Annotated in this window: 14 protein-coding genes; 3 read left to right on the top strand and 11 right to left on the bottom strand. The window is 72.9% G+C overall.

The annotated features are described in order from the left end of the window. Nucleotides 1-87: 87 nt before the first annotated feature. Nucleotides 88-690: a hypothetical protein gene (locus tag DVA86_RS00425; protein WP_222623270.1), complete on the bottom strand. Its 603-nt coding sequence runs from the start codon at nucleotides 688-690 to the stop codon at nucleotides 88-90. 140 nt (nucleotides 691-830) lie between these two features. After that, nucleotides 831-2,750: a gamma-glutamyltransferase family protein gene (locus tag DVA86_RS00420; protein ID WP_208874757.1), complete on the bottom strand. Its 1,920-nt coding sequence runs from the start codon at nucleotides 2,748-2,750 to the stop codon at nucleotides 831-833. 259 nt (nucleotides 2,751-3,009) lie between these two features. On the opposite strand from DVA86_RS00420, the gene lplAB reads away from it, so the two are divergent. Next, nucleotides 3,010-4,062, top strand: coding sequence for a lipoate-protein ligase LplAB (gene lplAB / locus DVA86_RS00415; RefSeq protein WP_208874755.1), 1,053 nt, complete (start codon nucleotides 3,010-3,012; stop codon nucleotides 4,060-4,062). A 102-nt stretch (nucleotides 4,063-4,164) separates the two neighbouring features. Here lplAB and DVA86_RS00410 read toward each other — a convergent pair whose 3' ends face one another. From DVA86_RS00410 to ggt, 6 genes are all read right to left on the bottom strand, one after another. Further along, nucleotides 4,165-5,769, bottom strand: coding sequence for an NCS1 family nucleobase:cation symporter-1 (locus DVA86_RS00410; protein ID WP_208874751.1), 1,605 nt, complete (start codon nucleotides 5,767-5,769; stop codon nucleotides 4,165-4,167). 264 nt (nucleotides 5,770-6,033) lie between these two features. Next, the gene (locus DVA86_RS00405) at nucleotides 6,034-7,050 is read right to left on the bottom strand and encodes a TIGR03842 family LLM class F420-dependent oxidoreductase (RefSeq protein WP_208884253.1); all 1,017 of its coding nucleotides are present in this window, start codon (nucleotides 7,048-7,050) and stop codon (nucleotides 6,034-6,036) included. A gap of 36 nt (nucleotides 7,051-7,086) precedes the next feature. Beyond that, nucleotides 7,087-8,484, bottom strand: coding sequence for a dihydropyrimidinase (gene hydA, locus DVA86_RS00400; RefSeq protein WP_208874749.1), 1,398 nt, complete (start codon nucleotides 8,482-8,484; stop codon nucleotides 7,087-7,089). Then, nucleotides 8,481-9,854 (bottom strand): aspartate aminotransferase family protein, encoded by a 1,374-nt coding sequence (locus DVA86_RS00395; RefSeq protein WP_208874748.1) that lies wholly within the window; start codon nucleotides 9,852-9,854, stop codon nucleotides 8,481-8,483. The genes hydA and DVA86_RS00395 overlap by 4 nt, the downstream gene beginning before the upstream one ends. Beyond that, a complete protein-coding gene (locus tag DVA86_RS00390; protein WP_208874747.1) occupies nucleotides 9,851-10,693 on the bottom strand; it encodes a nitrilase-related carbon-nitrogen hydrolase in 843 nt (280 codons plus the stop codon). Before DVA86_RS00390 ends, DVA86_RS00395 begins: the two co-directional genes overlap by 4 nt. Nucleotides 10,694-11,067: 374 nt before the next feature. Beyond that, nucleotides 11,068-12,915 (bottom strand): gamma-glutamyltransferase, encoded by a 1,848-nt coding sequence (ggt, locus tag DVA86_RS00385; RefSeq protein ID WP_208874743.1) that lies wholly within the window; start codon nucleotides 12,913-12,915, stop codon nucleotides 11,068-11,070. A gap of 102 nt (nucleotides 12,916-13,017) precedes the next feature. On the opposite strand from ggt, the gene DVA86_RS00380 reads away from it, so the two are divergent. Beyond that, nucleotides 13,018-13,818 carry a hypothetical protein gene (locus tag DVA86_RS00380; protein ID WP_208874741.1) on the top strand — a complete coding sequence of 267 codons (801 nt, stop codon included), beginning with the start codon at nucleotides 13,018-13,020 and terminating at the stop codon, nucleotides 13,816-13,818. Here DVA86_RS00380 and DVA86_RS00375 read toward each other — a convergent pair. After that, a complete protein-coding gene (locus DVA86_RS00375) occupies nucleotides 13,794-14,237 on the bottom strand; it encodes a DUF6278 family protein (RefSeq protein ID WP_208874740.1) in 444 nt (147 codons plus the stop codon). The genes DVA86_RS00380 and DVA86_RS00375 overlap by 25 nt on opposite strands. Nucleotides 14,238-14,517: 280 nt before the next feature. Here DVA86_RS00375 and DVA86_RS00370 point away from each other — a divergent pair, with 280 nt between their 5' ends. Further along, a complete protein-coding gene (locus DVA86_RS00370; RefSeq protein ID WP_245996174.1) occupies nucleotides 14,518-16,362 on the top strand; it encodes an SGNH/GDSL hydrolase family protein in 1,845 nt (614 codons plus the stop codon). Nucleotides 16,363-16,404: 42 nt separating this feature from the next. Here DVA86_RS00370 and DVA86_RS00365 read toward each other — a convergent pair whose 3' ends face one another. Together DVA86_RS00365 and DVA86_RS00360 are read right to left on the bottom strand one after the other, a co-directional pair. Further along, a complete protein-coding gene (locus DVA86_RS00365) occupies nucleotides 16,405-17,184 on the bottom strand; it encodes an exodeoxyribonuclease III (protein WP_208874738.1) in 780 nt (259 codons plus the stop codon). Between the two features lie 10 nt (nucleotides 17,185-17,194). Continuing rightward, complete coding sequence (locus DVA86_RS00360; protein WP_208874736.1) at nucleotides 17,195-17,851, bottom strand: MBL fold metallo-hydrolase; 657 nt, start codon at nucleotides 17,849-17,851, stop codon at nucleotides 17,195-17,197. Between the last annotated feature and the right edge of the window lie 3 nt (nucleotides 17,852-17,854).

The following is a 17,854-nucleotide window of genomic DNA, read 5'->3' as shown; positions in this document are numbered from 1 at the left end:
GTGGACCTGTCGTACGGGTGGCGGCCCGGCGTCGTACGGGTGGAGCCCAGGCGGCGCGGGGCCCGGCGGGCGCGGGGCACCGGGTTGTCAGGCGTGGCCGGTCGGAGGCCGCCGCCAGTCGTCCGCCTTGTGGTACGGCCACACTCGGTGGCTGGCCGGCACGGTGCGGGTGATCAGCTTCAGCTGCTGCCCCGCGTCGCGGTAGTCGATCTCCCAGCTCTCGTGGCCGCTGTACGACCGCTGCCCGCCGGGCAGCCGCCCCGAGCCCTGCTGCCCCGCCTCGTCCCAGGCCAGCTTGCCCTTGCCGAGCATGCGGGCGTGGTGCGTCCCGAGGCCGTGCAGCCGTACGTGGGGGCGGCCGGCGATGCACTTGCGGCGCGCGGGCTTCTCCTCGCTGCCGAGCTCCGAACCGCTCTGCCCCGGCCGGGTGTGGAGCAGGGCCGGCTGCACCGTGTGGTGCGGGATGACGTGGATGGGGGTGCCGATCATCATCGTGCGCAGCACCAGCCCGTGCTCGTACAGCCGGTGCTCGAGCAGCAGCGACGGCGCGAAGACGAGGGCCTCGCCGTAGACGAGGAGCACGAAGACGACGGCGTGGACCGGGAGGGGCGCCACGTCGCCGCTGGTCGCGAACGGCGTGAGCACGAGCGCGACGAGGATGACCAGCCCCCAGCCGAGCACGGGCTGCAACGGCCGGTGGACGTCGATGAGTCGGCCGAGTTCGGCGGGAGGCTTACGACGCAGCGTCCCCTCGATTGAAGCAGACGGGGGCAGGGTGGGGAGGGGGGTTCGGCGCGGGCGCCGGCGGGCGGCGCCCGGCGGATCAGCGGTCAGCGGCCGACCGCGTACCCCTGCGCGCCGCGCGGGTTGGCCGCCCCGCTCAGCACCCCCGTCTCCGGGTCCCGCGCGACCGCGCACAGCCGCCCCTCCGACCAGGGCGGCCCGACGGTCACCTGGTGCCCGCGGCGGCGCAGTCCGGCGATGACGTCCTCGCCGATCCGGGACTCGACGGTGACGCTGCCGGGGCGCATCGTGCGCGGGTAGAACGAGCCGGGGAAGCTCTCCGTATGCCAGTTGGGCGCATCGATGGCGCCCTGCAGGTCCGGGCCGCCGCGTACGGCCGCGCGGCGGGCCAGACCGACCAGGAAGTGCAGCTGCCACTGGTCCTGCTGGTCGCCGCCGGGCGTACCGAACGCCATCACCGGCACCCCGTCCCGCAGCGCCAGCGACGGCGACAGCGTGGTGCGGGGGCGGCGGCCGGGGGTCAGCGAGTTGGGCAGTCCGGGCTCGAGCCAGGCCATCTGCAGCCGCGTGCCGAGCGGGAACCCCAGCTCGGGGATCACGGGGTTGGACTGGAGCCAGCCGCCGCTGGGGGTGGCGCTGACCATGTTGCCCCAGCGGTCGACGACGTCCACGTGGCAGGTGTCGCCGCGGGTCAGGCCGTCCGCGCCGACGGTCGGCTCGCCCGTGCCTGTGCCTGTGCCTGTGCCTGCGGTCGGCTCGCCCGTGCCCGCGCCGACGGGCCGGTGCGCGGGCGCGGCCGCACCGGCCGAGGCCACGGCCCGCGCGTGCCGGGGCAGTCGCGGCGTACGGCCGCCGGGGTGGCCGGGACGCAGCTCGTACGACGCGGACTCCCCGATCAGCGCCCGGCGCGCGGCGGCGTACGGCCGCGACAGCAGCCCGTCCAACGGCACGGTCGCCGCCCCCGCCGCGTCGCCGTACCACGCCTCGCGGTCCGCCATCGCCAGCTTCGTCCCCTCGATCAGGCGGTGCGCCTGCTCGGCGGTCGGGCTGCCGTGGGCGCCGCGGGCGCCGTTCGCGGCTGGACCGGCGGTCTCCTGCTCCCAGTCGTCCGGGTCGCCGGGCAGCAGGGCCAACTGCTGCAGCAGACTCGGCCCTTGCGACCACGCCCCCGCCTTGCACACCGTCCAGCCGTGCCACCAGGGCAGCGTCACGGGGTCCTCGTACGTCGCCTCCCAGCCGGCGAGATCGTCGCCGCTGAGGGTGCCGCTGTGGCGCTCACCGCTGCTGTCCATGGTCGGCCGCGCGGCCGCCCGTACGAGCGCCTCCGCCACGAAGCCCTCACGCCAGGCCCTGCGGGCCGCCTCCAGCTGCGCGTCCCGGTCCGCCCCGGCCGCACGCGCCTCGGCCAGCAGCCGCCGCCACGTACGGGCCAGCGCGGGGTTCTTCAGCAGCGCGCCGGGGGCGGGGGCGCGGCCGCCGGGCAGGTACAGCTCGGCGGAGGTGGTCCACTCCCGTTCGAAGAGATCCCGTACGGACTCCACCGTCTCACCGACCCGTTCGACGGCCGGGTGCCCGCCCTCGGCATAGCCGATGGCGTACGTCAGCACGTCCTCCAGGGGCTTCGTGCCGTAGTCCCGCAGCAGCACCAGCCAGGCGTCGAACGAGCCCGGCACGGCGGCGGCCAGCGGCCCGGTGCCGGGGACCAACTCCAGCCCCAGACCGGTGTAGTGGTCGACGGTGGCACCGGCGGGCGTGGTGCCCTGACCGCACAGCACCCGTACGGGGCGGCCGTCGGCGGGCGCGACCAGGATGGGCACCTCGCCGGCGGGCCCGTTCAGATGCGGCTCGACGACCTGCAGCACGAAGCCCGCGGCGACGGCGGCGTCGTACGCGTTGCCGCCGTCCTCCAGCACGGCGAGAGCGGTCTGTGAGGCCAGCCAGTGGGTGGAGGACGCCATGCCGAATGTGCCCTGGAGTGTGGGCCGCGTGGGCCGCGTGGTCACCATGGTGACCATCCTGCCCGCGCCCGCGCGAACTCCCACCTCACGACGGCGACTCCCGCGGCGGCGGAAGTTCTTCCCGCCGCGACGGCGAGCAGCCACCGCGGCGGAGCCCGGCGGTACCAAACCGGGCCCGGCCCGCGTACGACACCGAAGGCCGCCACCCATGCCGCCGGACCCACTCCAACCTGGCCGCCCGCCGCGGCGGCGGGAAGAGTGTCCGCTGCGGCGGAAGGGACTCGCGGCGGCGCGTTACCGTTGCCGGATGCACGGTGAATACAAAGTCCCCGGTGGCAAGCTCGTCGTCGTGGACTGCGAAGTCCGGGACGGGGCACTGCGCGACGTGCGGGTCGCCGGGGACTTCTTCCTGGAGCCCGACGAGGCGCTCGACGCCATCGACCGGAGCCTCGAGGGCGCGCCCGCGGACGCCGACGCCGCGCAGCTCGCCGCCCGTATCGAGGCGACGCTGCCCGAGGGCACCGTCATGTTCGGCTTCTCGGCCGACGCCGTGGGCACCGCCGTCCGCCGGGCGGTCGCGGAGGCGACCGACTGGACGGACTACGACTGGCAGTTGATCCACGAGCCGCCCCAGCCGCCCGCCCTGCACATGGCCCTGGACCAGGTGCTGATGGAGGAGGTCGCCGCCGGGCGCCGGCCGCCGACGCTGCGGGTCTGGGAGTGGGGCGCGCCCGCGGTGATCATCGGCAGCTTCCAGTCGCTGCGCAACGAGGTGGACCCGGAGGGCGCCGCGCGGCACGGCATCGAGGTCGTACGCCGGATCAGCGGCGGCGGCGCGATGTTCGTGGAGCCGGGCAACACCATCACGTACTCGCTGTGCGTGCCGGGGGCGCTCGTCAACGGGCTGTCGTTCGCGGACAGTTACGCCTACCTGGACGACTGGGTGCTCGGCGCCCTCGCCGACATGGGCGTCAAGGCGTGGTACCAGCCGCTCAACGACATCGCCTCCAAGGACGGCAAGATCGCGGGCGCCGCGCAGAAACGGGTCGCGGGCGGCGGCGCCGTGCTGCACCACGTGACGATGGCGTACGACATCGACGCCGCCAAGATGCTCGAAGTCCTGCGCATCGGCAAGGAGAAGCTGTCGGGCAAGGGCACCGCCAGCGCCGCGAAACGCGTCGACCCGCTCCGCCGCCAGACGGGCCTCCCCCGCGCCGAGGTGATCGACCGCATGATCGCCTCGTTCCGGGGCCGCTACGGGCTGACGCGTGACCGTGTCACGGACGAGGAGGCGGCGCGGGCGGAGGAGCTGGCCGCGACCCGGTTCGGCACCGCGGAGTGGACCGCGCGCGTGCCGTAGCGGCCCCGGCCCACGCCCCGGCCCACGCGCCCCGCCACGAGGCGCGCCACGGGGCGCGGGCACGAGGCGCGGCACGAAGCGCGGACCGGCGAACGGCAGCGGTCACCTGCCCCGCGCGGGCAGCGCCGGCTCCGTCCCCTGGCGCGGCGCCGTGAACGGCGCCGTCATCAGCACCGCGTACACCAGCATCGAGCCGCCCAGCCCCACGGCCCACCCGTAGTCCGCGAGCGGCTGCAGGAACGGGATCACGCCGTCCGCCGGGAACGGGCCCTTGCCCTGTTTCGAGTACGAGCCGCCCACCGCCAGGACGCCGCCGACCGCGAAGGCGGCCACGGCGCGCCAGTTCCAGCCGGCGTCGTACCAGTAGCGGCCGTGCGGGCGGTAGAGGTCGGCGAGGTGCAGGTGGGTGCGGCGGAGCAGCCAGTAGTCGGCGATGAGGATGCCCGCGACGGTGCCGAGGAGGCCGGCGACCGTGCCGAGCCAGGTGAAGATGTACACGTCCGGGTTCTCGATCAGCTTCCACGGGAAGATCAGGACGCCGATCGTGCAGGCGAGCAGCGCGCCGGTGCGGAACGAGATGAGCCGGGGCGCGAGGTTGGACAGGTCGTACGCGGGGCTGACGAGGTTGGCGGCGATGTTCGTGGAGAGCGTCGCCATCAGCACGATGAGCAGCGCGAAGAGGACGCCGACGGTGCTGTCCATGCGGGCGGCCAGTTCACTGGGGTCCCATACGGGCTCGCCGTAGACCGCCTGCGAACCGGAGGTGACGAGGACGGACAGCAGCGCGAACGCCGCCATCGTGGTGGGCAGTCCGAGCGACTGGCCCCAGACCTGGGCGCGCTGGCCCGCGCCGAAGCGGGTGAAGTCGGGGATGTTCAGGGACAGCGTGGACCAGAAGCCGATCATGCCCATGAGGGCGGGGAAGAAGACCGGCCAGAAGTCGGCGCCCCAGCCCAGCTCGGACGGCTGGTCCAGGAGCGGGCCGAAGCCGCCCGCCTTGTCGGCGATCCAGATGAGCAGGGCGAGGGCGCCGACGAGCATGAGCGGCGCCGCCCAGTTCTCCAGCCGCCGTACGGCCTCCATGCCGCGCAGGATGACGGCGATCTCGATCAGGAAGAAGGCGAGGAACGACAGCCACTGCGTGGCCGGGTAGCCGAACACGTCGGCGGAGTCGACCCACCAGCCGGCACCGTCCAGCACCTTTCCGGCGAGGAAGTAGATCGACTGGCCGCCGATCCACGTCTGGATGCCGAACCACGCGCACGCCACCAGCCCGCGCAGCAGCGCGGGCAGGTTCGCCCCGGCAACGCCGAACGAGGCGCGGGCCAGCACCGGGAAGGGGATGCCGTACTTCGGTCCGGCGTGCCCGGTGAGCAGCATCGGGAAGAGGACGATGACGTTGGCGAGCGAGATGGTGAGGACGGCCTGCTTCCAGTCCATCCCGAGCGAGACCAAGCCGGAGGCCAGGGTCCAGGACGGGATGTTGACGGCCATGCCGATCCAGAGGGCGGCGAAGTTGTACGTCGTCCAGTCGCGTTTGGCGATCGGCACGGGGTGCAGGTCGGCGTTGGTGTAGCGGCTGTCGGCGGGTACGACGCCGGCGGCGAGCTCCACCCGCCCGTCGGGGCGGGTGTGCTGCTCGGCGCCGGCGGCGCCGCCGGGTGCGCCGGCCGGCGGGCCGGGGGTGCTGGGAGCGGTGTCGGTCATGGGGAGAGCACCTCGTCGGCTCGGAACGGCACGGGGGACGGGACGTGCGACGGGGATACGGGACAGGAGACCGCGCCGCGGATACGCGGCGGTGACAGGCGCGTTACGGGCGCTGACGGCCGTACGGGGACGGGTGCGGGCACGGGTCCGGGTGCCGTACGGGGACGGTTGCGGGGAGTCGTACGGGACCGGGTGCGGGTGGCCGTCGGCGGACGGGTGGTACGGGCGGGGCAGGCGTGGGTGGCCGTGCCGTGCCGCCGGCGCTCAGTCCTTCTGCAGGACGGGGATGACGCTGCTGCCGTACGCGTCGATGGTGTCCTCCTTCGCGTCGTGCATCGCGTAGACCGCGAACTGGTCCACGCCGAGCGCCCGCAGCGTGCGCAGCTTCTCGATGTGCGCCTCGGCGGGCCCGAGCAGGCAGAAGCGGTCCACGATCTCGTCGGGCACGAAGGCGGTGTCGGGGTTCCCGGCGCGGCCGTGGTGGGCGTAGTCGTAGCCCTCGCGGGCCGCGATGTACGAGGTCAGCGCCTCCGGTACGAGCGTGGAGTCGGTGCCGTAACGGGACACCAGGTCGGCGACGTGGTTGCCGACCATTCCGCCGAACCAGCGGCACTGCTCCCGCGCGTGCTCCAGCCCGTCCGCCGTGTCCTCGCTGACGTAGGCGGGGGCGGCGACGCAGATGGTGACCTCGTCGGGGTCGCGGCCCGCGTCGGCCGCGGCCGTACGGACCGCCTTGACCATCCACTCGACGAGGTACGGGTCGGCCAGCTGGAGGATGAAGCCGTCCGCCTCACGGCCGGCCATCGCCAGGGCCTTGGGGCCGTACGCCGCCATCCAGACCGGGAGTTTGCTGTCCTCGATCCACGGGATGCGCAGCGTGGTGCCGTCCACCTCCGCCTCGCGGCCCTCGGCCAGGTCGCGGATGACGGTCATGGCCTCGCTGAGCCGCGCCAGCGTGTTCGGCTTCCGCCCGGCGACCCGCATCGCCGAGTCGCCGCGGCCGATGCCGCAGACGGTGCGGTTGCCGTACATCTCGTTGAGCGTCGCGAAGGTGGAGGCGGTGACCTCCCAGGAACGCGTGCCCGGGTTGGTCACCATGGGGCCGACGACGAGCCGCTGGGTGTGCGCCAGGATGCGGCTGTGAATGACGAACGGCTCCTGCCACAGCACCGCGGAGTCGAATGTCCAGCCGTAGCGGAATCCGCTGCGTTCGGCGCGCCGCATCAGCCCCACGGTTGCCGCGCCCGGCGGATCGGTCTGCAGGACCAGCCCGAAATCCATGCTCATGGCCGTCTCGTCTCCCATCAGTGGTACTGGTCAGAGGTACTGGCAGATACCGCGGGGGGTGTATTGGCCGTGCCCGGCCCGGCCGGTGTACGAACGCCGTTCGAGTACGGGTGTGCCGCGAGAGAGTACCGTCTCGACCTGTCCCGTGACCCGCTTTCCCTCGTAAACGGAATAGTCGACATTCATGTGGTGGGTCTCTGCGGACAGGGTCTGCTCGGCCGCCGGGTCGTAGATCACGACGTCCGCGTCGGAGCCGGGCGCGAGGGTGCCCTTCTTCGGGTAGAGACCGAACATACGGGCCGGGGCGGCGGCCGCGAGCTCGATCCAGCGGCGGCGGGTGATGTGCCCCTCCACCACCGCCTGGTGCAGCAGGTCCATCCGGTGCTCCACGCCGGGAAGCCCGTTCGGGATCTTCGAGAAGTCCCCGCGGCCCAGCTCCTTCTGGCCGCTGAAGCAGAACGGGCAGTGGTCGGTGGAGACCACCTGGAGGTCGTTCGTACGCAGCCCCCGCCAGAGCGCCGCCTGGTGCTCGCGCGGCCGCAGGGGCGTGCTGCACACGTACTTGGCGCCCTCGAAGTCGGGCTCCGCGAGGTTGTCCGTGGACAGGAAGAGGTACTGCGGGCAGGTCTCGCCGAATACGGGGAGGTCCTTGTCGCGGGCGGCGGCCAGTTCGGCGACCGCCTCCTCGGCCGAGACGTGCACGACGTACAGCGGCGAACCTGCCACCCTGGACAGCTGGATCGCCCGGTGCGTCGCCTCGGCCTCCAGCAGCACCTTGCGTACCTCGCCGTGGTAGCGCGGGTCGGTGCGGCCCTCGGCGAGCGCCTGCTCGACGAGGACGTCGATGGCGATGCCGTTCTCCGCGTGGATCATGGTGAGCGCGCCGTTGGCGGCGGTGCGCTGCATGGCGCGGAGGATCTGGCCGTCGTCGCTGTAGACGACGCCGGGGTAGGCCATGAACAGCTTGAACGAGGTGATGCCCTCCTCGACCAGCAGGTCCATCTCCTTGAGGGTGCCCTCGTGCACATCGGAGAGGATCATGTGGAACGCGTAGTCGATGGCGCACTGCGCGTCGGCCTTCGCGTGCCACTGGTCCAGCCCCTCGCGCAGCGCGTGCCCGCGGGTCTGGACGGCGAAGTCGACGATGGTGGTGGTGCCGCCCCAGGCCGCGGCCCGGGTGCCGGTCTCGAACGTGTCGGACGAGAACGTGCCGCCGAACGGGAAGTCCATGTGCGTGTGCGCGTCGACACCGCCCGGCAGGACGTACTTCCCGGTCGCGTCGATGGTGCTCTCCGCCGACCAGCTCTCGGCCGTCGAGCTGCCGTGTGCGGCGAGGGCGGCGATCCGCCCGTCCTCGATCAGTACGTCGGCGTGCACCTCGTCGCTGGCGGTGATGACGAGGCCGCCGCGGATGACTGTACGGCTCACTGTCCGGCACTCCCCTCGGTGTCCTGACTGGTTCCGGTCTGCGAAGTACCTGCCGCCGCCTGCCCGTTGAACGCGCCGTCGGCCGTACGCAGCGCGCGGGCCAGGATGTCCGCGCCCTCCTCCGCCTCGGCCACGGTCAGCGACAGCGGCGGCGCGATGCGCAGCACGCTGCCCAGGTGGCTGCCGCCCTTGCCGATCAGCAGCCCGCCCTCGCGCGCCGCCTCCAGCACGAGCGACGCGGCCTCGGGCGAGGGCTCGTCGGTGCCGGGCCGCACCAGCTCGACGCCGATCATCAGGCCGCGCCCGCGCACCTCCCGCACGACGCCCAGCCCGGCGCAGGCCGAGCGCAGCCGCTCCAGCAGCAGGCCGCCCACCCGGCGGGCGTTGCCCTGGAGGTCGTGTTCGAGCAGGTGGATCAGGTTGGCGTTGCCCGCGGCCATGGTGACGGGGCTGCCGCCGAAGGTGGAGATGGAGTTGGCGTCGAGGCAGTTCATGATGTCGGCGCGGGCGACGACACCGCCGATGGACATCCCGTTGCCGATGCCCTTGGCGAACGTGAGCATGTCCGGCGGGCCCGCCGCGCCGTGCGCCTGCCAGCCCCAGAAGTGGTCGCCCGTACGGCCCCAGCCCGTCTGCACCTCGTCCGAGATCCACAGGATGCCGTGCTGTTGGAGCACTTCGCGGAACGCCGCGTACAGCCCGTCCGGTGGGGCCGTGAACCCGCCGACGCCCTGCACCGGTTCGGCGATCAGCGCCGCCACTCCCCCGCGGGTCTGGCCCAGCATGTCCTCGAGGTCCGCGACGCAGGCGGCGGTGAACTCCGCGTCGTCGAGGTGCGCGTACGGGCCGCGGGTACGGACGCCGCCGTGCACGTACAGCGTCTGCAGCGGCGACAGGCTGGTCGGCGACCAGGCGCGGTTGCCGGTGATCCCGACGGCGGAGAAGGAACGGCCGTGGTAGCTGTTCCGCATCGCCAGGATCTGGTTGGACTGCCGGTACGTGGTGGCCAGCAGCAGCGCGGTGTCGTTCGCCTCCGTGCCGGAGGTGGTGAAGAAGACCCGCGCGTCGGGGATGCCGGACAGCCCGGCGATACGTTCCGCCAACTCGACCATGGGCCGGTCGAGATAGAGCGTCGAGGTGTGCAGGATGCGCCCGGCCTGCTCGCTGACGGCCTTGGTGACCTCGGGCAGCGCGTGCGCCGTCATGGTGGTGAGGATGCCGCCGAAGAAGTCCAGATAGCGGCGGCCGTCGGCGTCCCAGACGTGCCGCCCCTCGCCGTGCGTGAGCTCCAGCGGACGCTCGTAGTAGAGGGAGAGCCAGTCGGGCAGGACGGCGCGGTGCCGCTCGTGCAGATCGCGGGGCTCGGTCACGGCTGCACCAGCCCGTCGTACGCGTCGGGCCGCCGGTCCCGGTAGAACGCCCACTGCTGGCGCACCTCCTCGATCAGCGACATGTCGAGGTCGCGGACCACCAGCTCCTCCTCCTTGTCGCTGGCGGCGTCGCCGACGAGCTGGCCGCGCGGGTCGACGAAGTAGCTGGTGCCGTAGAAGTCGTTCTCGCCGTACTCCTCGACGCCGACCCGGTTGATGGCAGCGATGTAGTACTCGTTGGCGACGGCCGCGGCGGGCTGCTCCAGCTGCCACAGGTACGAGGACAGGCCGCGCGATGTCGCCGACGGGTTGTAGACGAGCTGCGCGCCGGCCAGCCCGAGGGCGCGCCAGCCCTCCGGGAAGTGGCGGTCGTAGCAGATGTACACGCCGACCTTGCCGACGGCGGTGTCGAACACGGGCCAGCCGAGGTTCCCCGGCTTGAAGTAGAACTTCTCCCAGAAGCCCTTCAGCTGCGGGATGTGGTGCTTGCGGTAGCTGCCGAGGACGGTGCCGTCGGCGTCGATGACGGCGGCGGTGTTGTAGTAGAAGCCGGACTGCTCGACCTCGAAGACCGGCACGACGACGACCATCCCGGTCTCCCGGGCCAGCTCCCGCATCCGCTGCACGGTCGGCCCGTCGGGCACGGGTTCCGCCCATTTGTAGTGCTCGGCGTCCTGGACCTGGCAGAAGTAGGGCGCGTTGAACACCTCCTGGAAGCCGATGATCCGCGCGCCCTGGCGGGCCGCCTCGCGCGCGTGCTTCTCATGCTTCTCGATCATCGACTCGGTGTCGCCGGTCCAGGTCGCCTGCACCAGTGCGGCGCGCAGAACATCGGGCATGAGCAGCTCCTTTGTACGGGCGTCAGCCGGGTTTGACCCGCGTAGATCCGCGAAGATCCGCGTAGTCCCGCGTAAGGATGCGACGGTAAATCCCGCCCAGGACTGTGGCAAGAGCATCGGCGCCAGGTCGCGGGATCGATCGTGCTCCGTACGGCGTACGGAGCAGCGCTTTCTCTCCGGCCCGAACCGCCCACAACCCCGCCCGTCCGGCGTTTGAGGACGGCCCGGAGCGGCCACCGCCGGTGGTGGGTCCGGGCGCTTGGCCCAGCGCGCGTGCTTCGTGGCCGAGGGCCGTCCTCAATCGCCGGACGGGCTTGATTTGGCTGAGGTACGCCCTCAAGTACCCGAGGGCTTGATTTGGCTGGCCTTGGTCGTCAGCTGTCCGAGGGGTCGAGGACGCGGGCCGATCCGCCGCCGCGGCGGGTCTTCTCCGCGGCGGCCAGCCACCGCCCGTCGTCGAGCCGCTGCACACCCGTCGCCGCGCCGATCTCCGGGTTCGCCTTGAAGCTGTGGCCCAGTGCCTCCAGCTCGGCGCGTACGGGGCTGTCCCACAGGCCCGGTTCGAGCTCGGTCTGCTCGGTGTTGCGCTGGCTGGCCCGCGGCGCGGCGATCGCCTCGTGCAGCGGCATGCCCCGGTCGACGTGGTTGAGCACCGTCTGCAGCACGGTCGTGATGATCGTGGAGCCGCCCGGTGAGCCCAGCGCGAACGCCGGTTCGCCGTTCTCCAGCGCGATCGTCGGCGACATCGACGAGCGCGGGCGCTTCCCGGGGCCCGGCAGGTTCGGGTCGGGGACGTCGGGGTCGGCGGGCGCGAACGAGAAGTCGGTCAGCTCGTTGTTCAGCAGGAAGCCGCGGTCGGGCACGGTGATGCCGCTGCCGCCGGTCTGCTCGATGGTGAGGGTGTACGAGACGACATTGCCCCACTTGTCGGCGGTCGTCAGATGCGTCGTGCTCTCGCCCTCGTACGTCAGCGGCGCCGCCTTGCCGCCGTCCCCGCAGTCCTCGGGGTGCCGCGGGTCGCCGGGGGCGAGCGGGCTGGTGAGGGCCTTGTCGTCCTGGATCAGGCAGCCGCGGGAGTCGGCGTACCGCTGCGACAGCAGCCCGCGCGTGGGCACGTCCGCGTGCTCCGGGTCGCCGACCCAGCGGCCTCGGTCGGCGAACGCGATACGGCTCGCCTCGATGTAGCGGTGCAACCGCTCGCGTTCACCGGCGGAGCCACCGGCACCGGCGTCGGCGCGGGCGCCGTCACCCCCCTCGTACCGCTCCAGGATGTTCAGCGCCTCCCCCACCGTCGTACCGCCCGACGAGGACGGCGCCATTCCGTACACGTCCAGCCCCCGGTAGCCGATCCGGGTCGGCTTCTGGTCCCGCACTCCGTAGTCGCGCAGGTCGGCCATGCGCAGGTCGCCCGCCCGCACCTCGCGTTCGGCGTCTGGCGCGACGGGCGGGGTGCGTACGGTGCGGACGACGTCGCGGGCCAGCTCGCCCTCGTACATCGCGTCGGCGCCCTCGCGGCCCAGCCGCTGGTACGTGCGGGCCAGGTCGGGGTTGCGGAGGGTGGAGCCGACCTCGGGGAGTTCGCCGCCGGGGAGGAAGAGTTCGGCGCTGGCGGGGAAGTCGCGGAAGCGGTCCTCGTTGGCCGCGGTCTGGTCGCGGAACGTCTCGTCCACCGTGAAGCCGTCGCGCGCCAGCCGCTCGGCGGGCCGCAGCGCCGTACGGAGCGAGGTGCTGCCCCAGGCGTCCAGCGCTTCCTCCCAGGTGGCCGGGGTGCCGGGGGTGCCAACGCTGAGGCCGCTGGTCACGGCGTCCGCGAACGGGATGGGCTCGCCGTCCTCGAGGAACAGGTCCTCGCCGGCGCTGAGCGGGGCGCGTTCCCGGCCGTCGAGGGTGTGGACGCGGCCGCTGCCCGCGTCGTAGTAGACGAAGTACCCGCCGCCGCCCACGCCCGCGGAGTACGGCTCGGTGACGCCGAGCGCGGCGGCGGTGGCGACGGCGGCGTCGACCGCGTTGCCGCCGCGCCGGAGTACCTCGATGCCCGCGGCGGACGCGTCCGGGTCGACACTGGAGACGGCGCCGCCGTTGCCCACGGCGACGGGTGACTTGGGCGGTGGTTCGGCGGATCCGGTGGCGGGTGCGGTGCCGGGACCGGCCGCGGCGGTCAGTGCGCCGACCGCTCCGAGTGCGGTCAGCAGGGACAGTACGCGGGCGGGGCGGCGGCGCATCGGACCTCCAGTGATCGGCTGGCGCGCAGCGTAGCCCGGTACCGACGGACTCGTCAGCATCCGGTGACCACAGGACCTTCATGACATGTACGCTGCCGCCCTATGACGGAGAACCTGCGCGAGATCCTGCTCGGCGTGGTGGGGGCCGGTATCGCGGCCGCCGTCGGCTGGCTGGCCCGTACGTACCTGTGGCGCCGCAAACTCCACCGCAAACAGCGGTTCCTGGGGCTCCCGGACCACTCCGAGTGCGTGCTCGTCGTGAACCGCGACGCCGGTACGAGCGACTGGGCGGTGGCCCGGCACGACGTCTTCGCCCTGCTCGAACTGTCCGCCATGATCAAGGACTGCGGCGCGCACGCCGACGTCATCTCGCACGAGACCGCGCACCAGGGCTTCGGCGAACGCACCGAGTTCTGCGTCGGCGGCCCGGTCTCCAACCGCCGTATGGCCGCCCATCTGCAGTCGCTGCTGCCGGGCGTCGCGGTGAACACGGACATGGAACCGGGCCCGGACCGCGGCGCGTTCAGCATCGGCGGCGAGCGCTACGCGCTGGAGAACGGCACCGCCGAGTACGTGCTGCTCGCCCGGCTCACCGCGGGCCAGTCCGAGAACACCCGCCCGGTGTTCCTGTTCTGCGGCCAGCGCTCCATCACCAACCAGGCCGCGGCCCGCTACCTCGCCCGGCACCAGACGCGGCTGGCCCGCAAGTACGGGCTGGGCGGCGACTTCTGCCTGCTGCTCAAGGTGGTCAACTCGCAGGCGTACGGCCCCGACGTGGTCGAGCTGATCGCGGACGTCACCCGTACGGCCACCAACCCGGCGCCCGCGGCGACCGGTTCGCGCCGCGCACGGCGACGCGGCGGCGACACGGGGCCGTCTCAGCCCTCGGCGACCTCCGCGTAGGTCTGCGACAGTTCCGGAGTGCCGGTCTCCGCCCAGGAGTGGCCGTCCTCCAGCACGTCCACCTCGCGCCCTGACGGCAGCCGTACGACCGGCTGGCCGTCGGGCCACAGCGCCCACACCGAGCCCGGCACCGTACGCACGATCACGGTGCCGAGGTAGAGCCCGGCGTCGCCGCCGAGCCACGGCACCACTTCGGCGTCGTCGCGCCAGCGCGGCAGCAGCTGGTCGAGGGCGGCCAACGAGTCGGCCGTGTCGTCCAGTTCCACTCCCGCCCTCCTCGCCTGGTCGCGCAGCAGCTCGCACTCGGAGAGGAGTTGGGCAACGCCCTCGGGATCGCCGGAGAGGGCGTCCGAGAGGGCGACGCCGCCGTCCTCCTCCCCGTGCCTCTTGCGCCAGTTGTCCAGGAAGGGGATGTTCATACGGGTCAGGGTGGCATCCACGGTGCCGCGAACGCCACAGGCGCGCTGCGGAAGAACGGCCCGGCCAGGGGTGTTGTTATCGCGAGATGACATCCGGCACAGCCCGCACACGCCCACCGCACAACACAGGCGCACCACCCGCACCACGCGGGCACAGCACGCGGCACGGCACGGCATGGCACCGCACACGCGTCACCGCGTTAAACGCACGGCACGGCTCACGTACGGCAACGCAACGCTCGGCAACGGCACGCTGAATCCGGCGAAAGGGCACACACACGTGCGCAGATGTCTGTGGAGCACCCTGACCGCGTTCGGTCTCACCTGTCTCACCTCCCTCACCTGTCTCACCGGCCCCGCGGTCACGGCCTCCGCGTACGCCGCCGACCGTCCCCCGTCGCACCCCTCCGAGCCGCTCCCGCTGGAGCGGCTCTTCGACAACCGGGCGGTGAGCGACGACGCCCGCCCGGCCGAGGCCGACTTCGACGGCGCCGGCAACTCCCTCTCCGCACAGGACCTGTCGGCCGCCGGCTGGACACGCGGCCGCGCCCTGGACTTCGACGGGGCGCGGCTGCGCTGGCCGGACCGGGCGCCGGGCGAGCCGGACAACGTACGGGCCGACGGGCAGCACGTACGGCTGAACGGGCGCGGCGACGCCGTCTCCTTCCTGGTGGCGGCCACGTCACCGGACGGCCCCGGCACCGAGGTGAGCGGCAGCGGGCTGGTGCGCTACGCCGACGGCTCCTCGTCGCCGTACGTGCTGCGGGCCCCCGACTGGCAGGGCGGCCCGCTCGCCACCAAGGCGGTCGCGCTGCCGCACGTCAACCAGCGCGACGGCGGCCAGCACGTCGCGAAAGCGAAGCTGTACGCGGTGACGGTGCCGGCCGTACGGGGGCGGGACATCGTGTCCGTGACGCTGCCCGCCGATCCCGGGCCCCAGGGCGATCTGCACGTCTTCGCCGCGTCGGTGCGCTCGGGCGCGCCGGGCTGGACGGGCACCTGGTCGGCGAGCACCGCCGGATATCCGAGCGTCGGGACGTGGCGCGACCAGACGATGCGGCTGGTGGTGCACACCTCGGCCGGCGGGCCGCAGGCGCGCGTCCGGCTGGAGAACACGTTCGCGTCCGCACCGGTGCGGATCGGCGCGGCGTCGGTCGCCGTACAGGGCGAGGGGGCGTCGGCGCGGGAGCGGCCGGTGCCGCTGCGGTTCGGCGGGCGGGCGGGGGTGTCCGTGCCGGCGGGCGCGCAGGCGTTCAGCGACCCGGTCGGCTTCGAGGTGCTCGCGGATACGAACCTGCTGGTCAGCATCCATCTGCCGGAACCGGTGGCGGCGGCTCCGGTGCACAGCGAGGCGCTGCAGCAGTCGTATCTGAGCGAGGCGGGCAGCGGCGACCGTACGGGCGAACCGGACGGCACCGCGTACACCCGCGCACTGCACATGTGGCCGCTGCTGACCGGGGTGGACGTACGCGGCGGCCCGGGGTCGGTCGTGACGCTCGGCAACTCGATCACCGACGGCGTGAAGTCGACGCCTGGCGCCAACGCGCGCTGGCCGGACGTGCTGGCGGGCCGTCTGCTGGACGGCGGGCGTGACCCCGCGGTGCCCGCGTACGGCGTGCTGAACCACGGCATCTCGGCCAACCGCATCGTCAGCGACCGCTATCCCGGCGACGGCATCAGCACCGACACGGGCGGCGTCAGCGCGCAGCACCGGCTGGAACGGGACGTACTCGGGCAGACCGGGGTCCGTACGCTTGTCCTCTTCGAGGGCATCAACGACGTGCGCTGGGGCGCCACTTCGGACGAGGTGATCGCGGGCATGCGGGCCATCGCCGACCGCGCGCGGGAACGCGGCCTCCGGGTGGTGGGCGCCACGATCACCCCGTGCGGCGGCTATCCGGACTGCACGCCGGAGGTGGACGCGCGGCGCACGGCGGTCAACGCGTTCGTACGGCACAGCGGCGGCGCCTTCGACGCCGTGCTCGACTTCGACCGGGTGCTGCGCGATCCGGCGCGGCCCGAACGGATGCGCGCGGACTACGACAGCGGCGACCATCTGCACCCGGGCGACGCGGGGCTGCGGGCGCTGGGCGAGTCGGTCGACCTGCGCGCGCTCGTGCCATGACGGGCCGCGCGCCCGTACGCCCGGCCGTCCCCGCCGGGGCCCTTACGGCTCCAGGTCCACCACGACCGGCGCGTGGTCGGAGGCGCCCTTGCCCTTGCGCTCCTCCCGGTCCACGTACGCGTCCTGCACGGCGGACTGGAACGGCGCGTTGCCGCACACGAGGTCGATGCGCATGCCCCGGTTCTTGGGGAAGCCCAGCTCGCGGTAGTCCCAGTACGTGAAGGGGTGGTCGTACTTCAGCGGTCTCGGCATCACGTCCGCCAGCCCCGCGTCGCGGAGCGCTGCCAGCGCGGCGCGCTCCGCGTCGGTGACGTGCGTGGCGCCGTCAAAGCGCGAGATGTCCCACACGTCGTCGTCCGTCGGCGCGACGTTGAAGTCGCCGAGCACCGCGAAGGGCAGCTCCCCCGCCGCATCCGGCTCGGCGGCCTTGCGCAGCGCCGCGAGCCACTCCAGCTTGTACGCGAAGTGCGGGTGGCCGACCTCGCGCCCGTTCGGCACGTACACCGACCAGACCCGGACGCCGCCGCAGGTGGCCGCCGCCGCGCGGGCCTCCTGCCCGCCGTCGAACGGCGGCCCGCCCGGCAGCCCCACCACGGGGTCGGCCAGGCCGACGCGGGACAGCACCGCGACGCCGTTCCACCTCCCGGAGGCGTTCACCACCGCTTCGTACCCCAGCTCGCGCAGCTGCTCGGCGGGGAAGGCCTCCGCGGAACACTTCAGCTCCTGCAGGCACACCACGTCCGTGCCCGAGGATTCGAGCCAGGCCAGCAGCCTGGGAAGCCTGGCTGTTATCGAGTTGACGTTCCAGGTCGCGATTCGCATACGGGGAAACCTACCGCCCGGCACTGACAGGCACGCTGGTGCCCGGTGTCAGCCGGGTGTGCTCGGCGCCGCCCACGCCCGGACCGCCGGGGCCGAGCATCCGCCCGTAGACCGTGTGCCCGAGCTCGCCGAGCAGGCCGTCGTGGACGTCGTAGGCCTGCCGCGGCCGTACCTCGCGCAGATAGTCGATGACCTCGGCGACCTTGCTCCAGGGCGCGTGCACCGGCAGCAACAGCGTGTCCACGGGGCGGTCGGGCACGGTCAGGGCGTCGCCGGGGTGGAAGACGGAACCGTCCACCACGTAACCGACGTTCGTGATGCGCGGAATGTCCGGGTGGATCACCGCGTGCAGCTCGCCGTGCACCTCCACGTCGAAGCCCGCCGCGGAGAACGTGTCGCCGTGCCCCACCGTGTGCACGCGGCCCGGGAACGCCGCCGAGATCTGGCCCGAGACGCTGCCCAGCGTCCAGATCGCGGCCGCCGGATTCGCCTCCATGGCGGCGCGCAGCCGGCTCTCGTCGAAGTGGTCCGGGTGCTCGTGGGTGACCAGGATCGCGTCGGCGCCGATCGCCGCGTCCGGCTCGCTGAAGCCGCCGGGGTCGATCACCAGCGTGCGGTCGCCCTTGGTCAGGCGCACGCACGCGTGGCCCTTCTTGGTGAGTTCCATGGC

Source organism: Streptomyces armeniacus (genome assembly GCF_003355155.1).
Classification (GTDB): Bacteria; Actinomycetota; Actinomycetes; order Streptomycetales; family Streptomycetaceae; genus Streptomyces; species Streptomyces armeniacus.
This window is presented reverse-complemented; position numbering and strand designations above follow the sequence as displayed.

Coding starts and splice junctions, on each gene's coding strand:
- DVA86_RS00420 (WP_208874757.1), bottom strand. CDS start 2,750: ATGGTGACCACGCGGCCCACGCGGCCCACACTCCAGGGCACATTCGGC.
- lplAB (WP_208874755.1), top strand. CDS start 3,010: ATGCACGGTGAATACAAAGTCCCCGGTGGCAAGCTCGTCGTCGTGGAC.
- DVA86_RS00410 (WP_208874751.1), bottom strand. CDS start 5,769: ATGACCGACACCGCTCCCAGCACCCCCGGCCCGCCGGCCGGCGCACCC.
- DVA86_RS00405 (WP_208884253.1), bottom strand. CDS start 7,050: ATGGATTTCGGGCTGGTCCTGCAGACCGATCCGCCGGGCGCGGCAACC.
- DVA86_RS00390 (WP_208874747.1), bottom strand. CDS start 10,693: ATGCCCGATGTTCTGCGCGCCGCACTGGTGCAGGCGACCTGGACCGGC.
- ggt (WP_208874743.1), bottom strand. CDS start 12,915: ATGCGCCGCCGCCCCGCCCGCGTACTGTCCCTGCTGACCGCACTCGGA.
- DVA86_RS00380 (WP_208874741.1), top strand. CDS start 13,018: ATGACGGAGAACCTGCGCGAGATCCTGCTCGGCGTGGTGGGGGCCGGT.
- DVA86_RS00375 (WP_208874740.1), bottom strand. CDS start 14,237: ATGAACATCCCCTTCCTGGACAACTGGCGCAAGAGGCACGGGGAGGAG.
- DVA86_RS00365 (WP_208874738.1), bottom strand. CDS start 17,184: ATGCGAATCGCGACCTGGAACGTCAACTCGATAACAGCCAGGCTTCCC.
- DVA86_RS00360 (WP_208874736.1), bottom strand. CDS start 17,851: ATGGAACTCACCAAGAAGGGCCACGCGTGCGTGCGCCTGACCAAGGGC.